This is a genomic window from Rhodothermales bacterium (assembly GCA_034439735.1).
Lineage (GTDB): Bacteria > Bacteroidota > Rhodothermia > Rhodothermales > JAHQVL01 > JAWKNW01.
Genome location: JAWXAX010000059.1, coordinates 17,274 through 29,047, shown reverse-complemented (window position 1 = coordinate 29,047; position 11,774 = coordinate 17,274). Strand labels below are relative to the sequence as shown.

The 11,774-nt window shown below is 62.3% G+C and carries 11 protein-coding genes; 4 read left to right on the top strand and 7 right to left on the bottom strand.

From position 1 onward, the window contains the following. On the bottom strand, positions 1–769 hold a 769-nt coding region (locus SH809_04160), incomplete at its 3' end, for a CFI-box-CTERM domain-containing protein (GenBank protein ID MDZ4698880.1). Positions 770–1,543: 774 nt separating this feature from the next. After that, positions 1,544–3,958 carry a DNA polymerase domain-containing protein gene (locus SH809_04155; protein MDZ4698879.1) on the bottom strand — a complete coding sequence of 805 codons (2,415 nt, stop codon included), beginning with the start codon at positions 3,956–3,958 and terminating at the stop codon, positions 1,544–1,546. Positions 3,959–4,143: 185 nt separating this feature from the next. On the opposite strand from SH809_04155, the gene ccmA reads away from it, so the two are divergent. After that, the gene (gene ccmA / locus SH809_04150; GenBank protein ID MDZ4698878.1) at positions 4,144–4,776 is read left to right on the top strand and encodes a heme ABC exporter ATP-binding protein CcmA; all 633 of its coding nucleotides are present in this window, start codon (positions 4,144–4,146) and stop codon (positions 4,774–4,776) included. Between the two features lie 9 nt (positions 4,777–4,785). On the opposite strand, the gene SH809_04145 is transcribed toward ccmA, so the two are convergent. After that, positions 4,786–5,376 carry a phosphoribosyltransferase family protein gene (locus SH809_04145; protein MDZ4698877.1) on the bottom strand — a complete coding sequence of 197 codons (591 nt, stop codon included), beginning with the start codon at positions 5,374–5,376 and terminating at the stop codon, positions 4,786–4,788. A gap of 215 nt (positions 5,377–5,591) precedes the next feature. Here SH809_04145 and SH809_04140 point away from each other — a divergent pair, with 215 nt between their 5' ends. From SH809_04140 to SH809_04130, 3 genes are all read left to right on the top strand, one after another. Further along, positions 5,592–5,855, top strand: coding sequence for a hypothetical protein (locus SH809_04140; protein MDZ4698876.1), 264 nt, complete (start codon positions 5,592–5,594; stop codon positions 5,853–5,855). A gap of 84 nt (positions 5,856–5,939) precedes the next feature. Further along, on the top strand, positions 5,940–7,139 hold the full coding sequence (locus SH809_04135) for a DUF3524 domain-containing protein (protein MDZ4698875.1): 1,200 nt from the start codon (positions 5,940–5,942) through the stop codon (positions 7,137–7,139). 182 nt (positions 7,140–7,321) lie between these two features. Further along, entirely contained in the window at positions 7,322–8,581 is a 1,260-nt protein-coding gene (locus SH809_04130; protein MDZ4698874.1) for a glycosyltransferase family 4 protein, read from the top strand. On the opposite strand, the gene icd is transcribed toward SH809_04130, so the two are convergent. From icd to SH809_04110, 4 genes are all read right to left on the bottom strand, one after another. Beyond that, entirely contained in the window at positions 8,538–9,779 is a 1,242-nt protein-coding gene (gene icd, locus SH809_04125) for an NADP-dependent isocitrate dehydrogenase (GenBank protein MDZ4698873.1), read from the bottom strand. The genes SH809_04130 and icd overlap by 44 nt on opposite strands. A gap of 152 nt (positions 9,780–9,931) precedes the next feature. Next, the gene (locus SH809_04120; GenBank protein ID MDZ4698872.1) at positions 9,932–10,660 is read right to left on the bottom strand and encodes a polyprenol monophosphomannose synthase; all 729 of its coding nucleotides are present in this window, start codon (positions 10,658–10,660) and stop codon (positions 9,932–9,934) included. Between the two features lie 123 nt (positions 10,661–10,783). After that, positions 10,784–11,080, bottom strand: a complete 297-nt coding sequence (locus SH809_04115) for a zf-HC2 domain-containing protein (protein ID MDZ4698871.1) — start codon at positions 11,078–11,080, stop codon at positions 10,784–10,786. 41 nt (positions 11,081–11,121) lie between these two features. Further along, the gene (locus SH809_04110) at positions 11,122–11,724 is read right to left on the bottom strand and encodes a sigma-70 family RNA polymerase sigma factor (protein MDZ4698870.1); all 603 of its coding nucleotides are present in this window, start codon (positions 11,722–11,724) and stop codon (positions 11,122–11,124) included. Positions 11,725–11,774 lie beyond the last annotated feature (50 nt).

Sequence of the window (11,774 nt, the reverse complement as noted above, 5' to 3'; positions counted from 1 at the left end):
GGCAGTGGGTGCAGGGGGGGGCCGGGAGGCGGCGGACGATGAGATCGAGGGCGGAACGGGCCAGGCGGCGGAGGGTCGGGTGCCGGCGCAGCAACGCCGCGCCCCGGGGGCCCAGGGAGCGGTAATACCACGCGATGAACCGCCGGCCCCACCCGGTAGTCGTGAGCCGGGTGTCCCGGAAATGACGCAGGCGATCGGTCTCCTCGGCATCGAATCCATACACGACCGAGGCCACGAAACAGTCGAGAATGATGCGTTTACACGCGATGTTCGGATGCTCACGGTCGGTGAAGTACACCCGGTACTCCTCCCCACGCGAGGCGAGCACGTCTTTTAACGCCTCGATCGCATTCACGATGCGTTTGATCTCATGGTAATAGGCGTCGCTGATCTCCTGATAGCGGCGCTGCTTCGAGCGGCAATAGGAGCGCTTCAGCGTCTCGAGTTGCTCGCGACTCATCTGGAGGGCATCGTCCAGGATTTCGAGCTCGGCGTCCGGCTTGGGGATTTTAATCTGGATGTTTGGATCCTTGTACCAGAACTGGTCGACCGGCTCATCCTCTAACGGGGCATTACGGCGCGCTCTGAAGAAAAAGCCTCCTCGGGGCCGTCGTACCTCCTCTTCCTCTCCGTCGTCCTCGTTGCCCTCTGGTACGGGCGGCTGCCCCGCCGCCGCTCGAAGCCCGTCGATCTGTTTCTTCGTCTGATCGGAAAGGGCGTCCCCGTCCTTGCCGGCCGGGGTGTTCTTGGATGGTTTGGGTGGTTCCACAGTTGTTGGTCAGAGTGGCCGTTGAGAGGGCGCGTCGATTGCACGCAAGATAGTGCACGCCGGCGGTGCTGTAAACCGCCGCCCGAACGATGCCTCGGATGCAACGCCCGGAGGAGCGGGCGAGCCAAATGTTTAGGGGCACGTCGTTTAGTAAAACGGCGGATCCGGTGCGACCCCCGAGACCATCGCCTCGCTTCTGCGGGTCGTGAGCGCGACGTACGACCGGTTTCAGCGCGATCGGCCATTACTCGAAGCGATGCCGGTCGGGGTGCTGGTTGTGGATCGCTCCGGCAGCACGTATTACGTCAACAAGATGGCCAAAACCATCTGCGGCATGACACGCGAGGATTTTGCGCTGGAGTTATTGACCGAGCGGTTCAAGCTCTTCGTTCGCGATTCAAAAACGAATTACCCGGTCGAAAACCTGCCGGTCGTTCGCGTACATTCCTGGGCCGCGCCGGTCTATAACTCCGATGGGACGATCGAATACGCGATTTCTGCCTTCGCCGGCATCGGTAGCCACATCAACTCGTTCTCCGAAGCCCGCCTGGCTTCCCAGTGGAATCCCGAAGCACCGGACGAAAACACCGCCTATTATCTAAAACGTCTCGACGAGTTCGCGCGCCATTCGCAGCCGCTTCGATGCCGACCGCCAGCCGGTGATCATCGCGATGACGGCCAATGTGATGTCAGGGGATCAGGCGGCCTACCTGGAGGCCGGCATGGACGACTAGGTAGCCAAGCCGGTCAAAAGCGAAACGCTCCGGGCGGCCCTCAGTCGATGGATTCCCGCCGAAGCGTAACCGTCTCATCCTGTTCGAACGCCGCCGGAGGCGTCTCGGTGGATACAATGCGGATCGGGGAGGCATCGAAGCCGAATAGGTCTTCGGGGGAGAAGATGAGCCGGAAGTCGTGATCGGAGAAAAACGGCTCGAACTTGCGCGCGAACTCGTCGAGACGTTTTAGATAATAGGCGGTGTTTTCGTCCGGTGCTTCGGGATTCCACTGGGAAGCCAGACGGGCTTCGGAGAACGAGGTGATCTGGCTACCGATGCCGGCGATGTAGAAACTGATGCGGTCCCCCTTGCGCATAGGCTGCCCGGTCTCCTCCGCTCGGCGAATCGCCAACTCGTAGGCCGCGGCGCGGGTCCGCTTGCCCGCCCGCACATCCGCGACGTACCGATCGACGGTTTCCTTCAGCGTTTCGGTCTTCGAGAAGCTGTCCACATCCTCCCATTCATGCGCCAGAATTCGCTCTCTCGTGGCCAGATACAACACATGGAGGGCCGCGAGATCCTCGTTGAGCAGCAACTGGATGGCTTCGCGCACGAATCGGCGCCCGAACCGCTCGCTCGACCGGGAGACCAGCGACGAGCCCTTGAATTTGAGCCGGCCGTCGTAGGTGAGCAGGGCGTAGTTTTTCTTTTTATACGACAACATCTTCTGATACCGGCCGTCGTAGCCGATCCGGATGCCCTCCGGCATGGCCGCGCTGAGCGTATCGACCAGCGCCCGCTCGGCGGCTTCGCCCTGGACGTCCGCCGGCGGGACGAACAACACGCCGTCCGTGTCCACTTCGATCACCTTCCCGCCGGCCGCTCCGATGGCGGCGATGATGCGCCGGAGCAGTTGCTGCCCGATGCGCGCCACGCGGTCCGCTTCGTCGAAGTCGTTAAACGCGGCCAGGCTGAAGCCCAGGTTGCCGTAGAACGAGTTGATGAGGATCTTGTAGGAGTTCTGCCGGGCGTCGAGTTCGCTGCGGGCTTCTTCGGTGGCGGCGCTTTTTACGCCGCGTTTGGCCTCGAGGCGCAGACCCGTCAGGCGGCGCAGCAGCTCGGGGAAGACACGCAGCGAGTCCTGGCGGGGGCGGACGTCGTAGTTGAGCATGATCGACGGGTAGAGGCTCTCGACGTCCGCGTACACGATGGGGCCGGCGATGCCGGTCAGGAATACGTCCGTATAACCGCCCATCGTCTGCGTTCCCTGCATGGCGCGCGGCAGGGCGTGTTTCTGGCGGATGTATTCGCGGACGAACAGGGCCTCGATCTTAGCGGCCGGCCCGGTACGCGCCACCTGGCCGTAGGGCATGGGCACCATCTGGCTCAGGTAGAAGGTGGATCCCGACAGGTGGCGGGCGAGGCGTTCGGTTTCGGTGACGTCGTCGAACGCGTATTCGACGAGGAGGTCCGGCTGTTCACGCCAGACGCGGCTGATATCGTCGCCGGCGATATAGGTGCGGTCGGGGCCGGCGAATCCGAAGTACTTCGCGGCCGCCTTCAGGCCGTAACCGGGCAGGTCGCGCTTGATGACATCGAAGGCCATCACCAGAAAGTAAGTGTCCACCACGTGGCGGCCGGCGATCTCGAGCGCCGGGAAGTCGATCGCGCGCTCGGCGAAGCGGATGCTGGACGGGAAGACCCGCGGCGGCCGGCCGTCCCGGCCGATGGCCAGCGGGACCCGGTGCAGGACACACCGCTGCATGATGTAGGCGAAGTCGAACGCAAAAATATTATGCCCCTCGATGACGTCGGGGTCGCGTTCCTGGATGAGGGCCACCATCGCGAGGAGCATCTCCTGCTCGGTCAGTGTCCGGCGGTCGACCATGTGGCGCCAGCCCCGGTTGTCCGAAAGCGCAATGAGGATGATTTCGTCCTCCGGCCTTGTGGCCTGGGGAAAGCCATGGGAAGAGTACACCTCGATATCCAGCTGGAGGCGGTGCAAATCGTCAAACCCCATCGCTTTAAACAACGTCCGGCCGGTCTGGATGAGGTACTGCTGGCTGGGATTCGGGACGAGGTACAGTGGGTGCGCCACGCCGGCCTGCGCGGCCATGCGCTCGGCGTGGCGGAGCGCGTCCCGGTAGGCGGCCCAGGATTGAAACACCACGAGGTGCCGATACGGGTTGGGGCCGGCCAGCGGCTGGCTGCGGTACCGGGCCTGGGGAAAACCGGCAAGCAACTCGATGTCCGACACAAAAAAGAATGGATACAGCGGTGCCTCGTCGGTTTCGATGCGCTGCCCGTCGGCCGTCCGGGTGTACAACACGACCCGCGCCGGCGTCGACTGATCGAGCCCGATCGGGTGCACGGCCACCAGGCGCGGCGTCGAGTCCGCGCCGTACAGGGCGACATCGGAGGACGTATTGGTCCCGGTTGTTGAGCCAGTATTCGAGACTGTTTCGGAAATCATGCGCATATGGGCTCTCGGGGAAGTCGACCAGCCAGGATACCATCACGCGGTGACAGCCCTGTGGCAGAGGGGAACCCCGAACATCTAATCCATCCTATTTTAGCGTATACTCCGTCTGTCGCCGGCGCTCGGACGCCGTGCTCTCCCGTCCGTGACCAGGTTATTAACGACAGGTGAACAGAAGCGTGCCCATTAATCGATTGACGGTGGTGGATGTTGGCCGGCGGTTTGGCCGGCGCTGGTTGTTTCGCAGGATCGCGTTCGACCTGCACGGAGGCGAGTCGCTGGCCGTCACGGGGCCGAACGGGTCGGGCAAATCCACGCTCCTCCGTATTCTCGCGCGGCTCCTGCAGCCCACGGAAGGGGAGGTGCGGATGGCCATCGAAGGAGCGGTCGTGGATCGCGATACCCACCCGCTCCGGACCGGCTTCGTGGCGCCCTACTTGAACGTGTACGATGGCTTCTCGGCGCGTGAGAACCTGGATTTCCTGGCTTCGGCGCGCCGGCTCGCCGGCGGAGCGGCGCGTATCGCGGACGTGCTGGATCTCGTCCAACTCGCCGACCGCGCGGACGACCGCGTGGCCACCTATTCGTCCGGCATGAAGGTGCGCGTCAAGTATGCGGCCGCGCTCCTGGCAGATCCTCCGTTATTGTTGTTGGATGAGCCGACGACCAACCTCGACAGCCGGGGCGTGGCCATGGTGCGCGAGGTGATGGAGACCCACCTGGCGCGGGGAGGCATGCTAATCGTGGCGACGAACAACGCCGACGAGGCGCGTTGGTGCGCCCGCCAACTGGCGGTAGACGCCGGTCGGTGAGCGGGAGCGTCATCCGGAGGCGGCAAAGGCCAGCGTGGCCAGATGTACGTGGCGCACGCCGGCGACTCGCAACGCCACCGCCGCGGCCGACGCGGTGGCGCCCGTCGTGAGCACGTCGTCTACCAGGACCACGTTTTCCAGGCCGTCCGGCAACGGGGAGGCGGTTTCGAACGCGCCGGCTACGTTGCCCCAGCGGGCCGCGACGCCGAGCGTGGTTTGCGTGCGCGTGCGCCGGCCGCGGCGAAGCACCTGGGCCGGCGGGGGGAGGGCGAGGCCGGCAGCGATTCCTTCGGCCAGGTATTGGCTCTGGTTATACCCGCGTTCGAGTAATCGGGCGGGATGCAGCGGCACCGGGACGATACCGTCGATCCGGAAGTCGGCCATCTGGCTGTTGAGATGCTCGGCCAGCGCCGGGGCGAGCAATCGTCCCAAATCATGCCCGTACAGGGGGCGGTTGCCGTATTTGAGGGCGTGTTGGAGATGCTGGATGGCGCCGCCTTTTACGAACGTCCACATGGCAAACGTGGAGTCCGGCCGGCCGGCCTCCGCGGGGAGGCGGTCGAACTGGGTGCGGATCACATCGGCCTCCGCTCGTGGCATGCCACGCAGGCAAGGCGTACACAGCGGTAGCAGGCGGTCGATGACGCGCGCGCCACAGGCCGCACAAAATGTGGGAAATACAAGCCCCAGGGCCGATTGCCACACCATTCTGTGAAAAGGATGTAGAGCGCCGGACGGATTCGCCCTAAACCAACCGGAAAGTCGTATACTGTTCCGCCTCATCAGTTTTCGATCCTACCAATCAGGTGCACGATATGTCAATCTCCAAGCAGCGCCGGGGGATGGTGATAAAGAATACGAATTCCCGTCCTGTGGACATCGCCATGAAGACCAGGCCGCTGCGGCTCAACCCCGGGGAGGAAAAGGCGGTTACGGCCGAGGAGGTTCGCGATGGCGACCTGCGGGAAAAACTGCAGGTGCGCGCCGTCAGCATCGTGCGGCCCACCACGATCGAGGAAGAGGAAGTTCTGATTCGTGAGATCGAAGCCGCCCAGGAGACCCGTGGCGAGGACACGTGATCTCCCTTCCTAGACGCTTGTGGCCTGTCGAACATACCCTCTAGCTGTTTATTTTCTGAGTTCTGCGCACATTCCCGAGTACGCATGCGTGAAACGCCCCTGAATGTTCTGGCGATCGAACCCTGGTATGGCGGATCGCACCGCAACTTTCTCGACGGGTTGATCCGGCACAGTCGGCACACCTTCCATCCGCTCACCATGACCGCCCGCTTCTGGAAGTGGCGCATGCACGGCGGCGCCGTCACCATGGCGCGCAAGGCCCTCGAATCAATCGAGAAAGAGGGTAAGCCGGATGTCATTTTTGCGACGGACATGCTCAACGTGCCGGCGTTCCTGGCCCTCACCCGGCCCCACCTGGGCGACGTCCCGGTCGTGCTCTACCTCCACGAGAACCAGCTGACGTACCCGCTGCGTCCCGGCGTCGAGCGAGACAATACCTACGCGTACCTGAACTACCTCTCGTGTCTCGCGGCGGATCGCATCGTGTTTAACTCGCGTTTCCACTACGAGGAGTTCATGGAGGCGCTGCCCGTGCTCCTGCGTACGTTTCCCGACTACAACCACCTCAACGGGGTCCAGGAGATTCGCCGGAAAAGCAGTGTGCTTCATCTGGGGATGGACCTTCGGGCCCACGATGCATACCGAAAACACCTGAGCCCCCGAGGCCGGATGCATTCGAATGTCCCCATTGTACTGTGGAATCAGCGATGGGAATACGACAAAAACCCCGAGGCGTTTTTCCGCCTGATGAACCGGTTGGACGATGTCGGCTGCGACTTCAAGCTCATCCTCGCCGGCGAACACTTCGAAGAGCAACCGTACGAGTTTCAGAAAGCGTTCGAGCGGTATGCCGATCAGATCCTACACTACGGTTACGCCGAAAACTTCGAGGAATACAGCACCCTGCTTCACCGCGCCGACGTGATCGTATCGACGGCGATCCACGAGTTCTTTGGCATCGCCATCCAGGAAGCCATCTATTGCGGCTGCCACCCGCTGCTGCCGAACCGGCTCAGCTACCCGGAACTCATCCCCCCCGCGCTTCATCGCCCCCTGCTCCACGCCCCGACGTTGTATGACGATGAGGAGCACCTCTTTCGCATTATGGTCACTATCCTCAAAGGGGAAGAACGCCCGCTGCCGCCAGAGACGCTCCACGATATTCCCGAGCGACTGGACTGGCGCGTCCACGCCCGGGTCTACGATGCCATGCTCGAGGATGCCGTGACGGCTGGCTCGTCGGTTGGCGCGTCAATAGGCACGTCCGCCGGCGCGAGCCGCTAGATAATTCACCGGTGCGATACCGTGGCAGCCTCGTACCGGAACGATGTACCGGAGAGCCGACATCATACCTGTCGACCCACCCCTTCGGGTCGGCTCCCGATTCCTATCCCGCGTCGTAGAACGACGGCTACCCCCGGGCGCATCGCGATGCCCGAGCACTGGCCTCATTGCTCCGTTTGTTGATGTCAGAATTCGAAAGAACGAGGAACGCGGATTCGCCCCGGATCCTCATGCTGCTCGAAAACAACCCCTACCCGGGCGATACCCGCGTACGCCGGGAGGCACGGGCCCTCGTTGATGCCGGCTATCGCGTGACGGTCATCGCGCCGCGCGATCCGGATGAACTTCCTCGGGAGCAGGTGGCCGGCGTTTCGGTTTATCGCTACTCACCCCCTCGATCGAATACCAGCGTGCTTGGTTTTGCCTGGGAGTTCATCTATTCCACCTGGGCGGCGTTATGGGTCTCTTTCCGGGTGTGGGGCCGCGAAGGCTTCGACGCCGTCCATGCCCACAACCCGCCCGATACGCTGTTTGCCGTGGGACTTTTCTACCGCTTGCTGGGCAAACCGTTTGTGTTCGATCATCACGACGTCTCACCCGAATTGTATCTCGCGCGCACGGGCGGGCAGGGGAATCGGCTGATCTACAGCGCCCTCCGGTTTCTGGAGCGATGCACCTACTGGACGGCCAACCACGTGATCGCCACCAACGAGTCGTTCAAGCGCCTCGCCATGGAGCGCGGCAAACGGGTCGAGGCGGATGTCACGATCGTGCGGAATGGCCCGCTGCTAAAAGACATCGGCGCCTATGAGCCTTATCCCGACCTCGTGGGTTCGGGAAAGACGATCCTCGGGTACGCCGGCGTCATCGGGATCCAGGATGGGTTGGATTGCCTCGTCCGCGCCCTGGCTCACCTCCTGCACGACCGCAAGCGCGACGATTTCTACTGCATCGTGATGGGGGAGGGGGACGATTTGCCCCGGGTTCGGGAGCTGGCGGAACGGCTGGGCGTCTCCGGACACATCCGCTTCACCGGATGGGTCCAGAAAGCCGAACTGGGTCGATACCTGACGTCGATCGACATCGGGCTCGACCCCGATCCTTCCAATCCGTGTAACGACCACTGCACGATGATCAAGATGAGCGAGTACATGGCCTTCGCCAAACCCATCGTGGCGTTCGACCTGCCGGAGCATCGCTTCACCGCCCGCGACGCCGCAGTGTATGTACCCGACAACGACGAAGCCGGCTTCGCTGCCGCCATCGAACGCCTCATGGACGATCCGGCCGCGCGGAGCGCGATGGGCGCCGCCGGCCTCGAGCGGGTAAAAAGTGAACTAGCCTGGGAGTTTTCGGCCCCCAGGCTAGTCTCGGTTTACGATAGGTTGTTTCACTCGCTTACATATTCTCGACCATTGCCTTCGCGAACTCACTCGTCTTGAGCAGCGTCGCCTTCTCCATGAGGCGCTCGAAGTCGTACGTGACGCGTTTCTGCCCGATGGTCTTCTTGAGCGACGACACGATCAGGTCGGCCGCTTCCCGCCAGCCCATGTACCGGAGCATCATCTCGCCGGAGAGGATCACCGATCCAGGGTTGACCTTGTCCTGGTTCGCGTATTTAGGGGCGGTGCCGTGCGTGGCTTCAAAGATGGCCATGCCGGTGTCGTAGTTGATGTTGGCGCCCGGCGCGATGCCGATCCCGCCCACCTGCGCCGCCAGGGCGTCGGAGATGTAATCTCCATTCAGGTTCATCGTCGCGATGACCGAATATTCGGCTGGCCGCGTGAGGATTTGTTGCAAGAAGGCGTCGGCAATGACGTCCTTTATGATGAGGCCGTTGGGCAGCTTGCACCAGGGCCCGCCGTCGACTTCCGTGGCGCCGAACTCCTGCTTCGCCAGTTCATAGCCCCAATCCCGGAAGGCGCCCTCCGTATATTTCATGATATTGCCCTTGTGCACAAGCGTCACGCTGGGCAGGTTTTCCTGGATCGCGTAGCTGATCGCGGCCCGAATGAGGCGCTTGGAGCCTTCGGCGGAGATCGGCTTGATGCCGATGCCGCTGGACTCGGGGAAGCGGATGGACGTGACGCCGAGTTCCTTCTGGAGGAAGGCGATCAGGCGCGCGTTTTCCGCGGTGCCCTGTTTGTATTCGATGCCGGCGTAGATATCCTCCGTGTTCTCCCGGAAGATGATCATGTCCACCAGCTCAGGCTGCTTTACCGGCGAGGGCACGCCCGTGAAGTACTGCACGGGGCGGACACAAGCGAAGAGGTCTAACTTCTGCCGCAGGGCCACATTCAGCGAGCGCATCCCGCCGCCGACGGGCGTCGTGAGCGGGCCTTTGATGGCGACAAGGTAGTTCTCGATGGCGTCGAGCGTGTCCTGCGGTAGCCAGTCGTTGAACGTGGCGAACGCTTTCTCGCCGGCGTACACTTCGAACCATTCGATTTTCCGATGGCCGCCGTAGGCTTTCTGGACGGACGCATCAAGCACGACCTGGGAGGCCCGCCAGATGTCGGGGCCGGTGCCATCCCCTTCGATGAAGGGGATGATCGGACGATCGGGGACGTTGAGGCTTTCGCCGGTTTTGGTGATCGCTTCGCCCTGTGAGGGGGCCTTTAGGTGGGTATACGTTGACATGTCGCTCCGGACTTCTCGGTGGCACAAACAGAAACTGCAACAATGGGATACAGGCTGCCGCCGGCGAAATGCAGTGAAGCGACTCGGGGCAGCAGAGCGAAAGAAATTAATGCAAAGAGTGGCGGATAAAGCCGGCCGTTCAAGAATTGCGTTCAAAGACGACGGAAGGCATCCCGAAACCGCAGTTCCCACACTTTGCGCATGGCCTCCCACACGATTTTTTTGCTCATCTTGGATTGCCCCTCGGTGCGTTCGGTGAATACGATGGGGATCTCAACGAGACGGAAGCCTTTTCGCCAGGCGCGGTATTTCATCTCGACCTGGAACGAGTAGCCATTCGAGAGGACGGCGTCCAGGTCGATCGCCTCGAGGACGCGCCGGTGGTAACACTTGAAGCCGGCGGTGACATCCTGCACGGGCAGGCGGGTGATCGCGCGGGTATAGATGCCGGCGCCGTAGGATAGGATGAGCCGGCTGAGTGGCCAGTTCATGACCCGCACGCCATCGATGTACCGTGAGCCGATGGCGAGGTCCGCCGTGCCGTCACAAACGGGGCGGACGAGGGCCGGCAGATCGTCCGGGTTGTGGGAGAGATCGGCGTCCATCTCGCAGATGCAGTCGAATCCGCGGGCGATAGCATGGCGAAAGCCGGCGATGTACGCCGTGCCGAGGCCCAGTTTGCCGGAGCGCTCGATGAGTTCGACGGCGTCCGGAAAGCGGGCCTGGTAGGCGCGTACGATATCCGCCGTGCCGTCCGGCGAGCCGTCGTCGATGACGATGACGGCGAGGGGATCGGGCAACGTCAGCACACGCTCGAGGGCGCTGCCGATATTGGCTGCCTCGTTGTAGGTGGGGATCAGGACCACAGAACGTCCGGACATATCCTCGCGTGGGCCGTTGAGCAATAGCGGAGTGGCAACGGGCGCGGCTTGCGGAAGGTCCGCGGTGGAAGGCCCGTTCACACCGTGATCAATATAGCGCGAGGGGCACGGGAGTCGCAACGGTTAGGAGGCGGTGCCCTTGGCGCTATATTGATCACGGTGTTCGTGAAGGAAGCTGATGGTGTGTTCGATGAGCCCGGGGGGGACGTCGATCTGGCCGTCTTCGTGGACCAGTTCCACGGTTTTGCGGTACTGTTCGAGGAACGGCGCGCAACTGGGGCACATGTGGAGATGGGCTTCGAAGCGCGTCCGCAACGAAGGGTCGAGCCGGCCTTCCATATAATCCGCGATAAATGCATTCGCCTGTTCGCAGGAGAGCGACGGAGCGAACAGGTTGCGCAGTTTGTCGAGAAGTGTCATGTGGACGCGTCGGAAGCAGAGGTCTAAAGGAAGTTACTGGTCTAACGGAAATAGCGGTCGAGCAGATTACGCAGAGCAAGCCGCGCTCGGTGCAGCCGAACCCGGACCGCTCCCTCAGTGATGTCGAGGACCTGAGCGACCTCGGTGGTCGATAACTCTTCGATATCGCGTAGCGTGATGACGAGCCTGTAATCGGGCGAAAGTTCGGCGATCGCGGCGTGGACCAGGCTCCGGCGCTCGTTTTGTTCGGCAAGGCGCTGGGGATTCCAGAAATCGAACTTCTCCGTATGCATGCCGGACTCGAAGGTCGGCTGGAGCCGATCCATCTTATCTTCCTCAAGCATATCGTATCGCCGGCGCTTCCGCAAGGACGCCCGGGCTAGATTAAGCCCGATGGCATACAGCCACGTCGTGAACTTGGCTTCTTTGCGAAAGGTCGCGAGGCGTTTGTAGGCCTGTAGGAACGTTTCCTGCATGATACTACGCGCTTCGTCCTCATCCTGGACGATGCGTTGGATCATGCGAAAAAGTCGGGGGCTTTCTGTTTGCACCAGGACTTCGAAGGCGCGGGGTTCCCCCTTCAGGATCGCATCAATATCGAGTGCAGAGACTGGAGACGCTCCTCTGGGTGATGCTAGAGTCATGGCACTACGTATGTGCAAGCCGCAAGTTGTTACACCCCAATGGTGGGTAA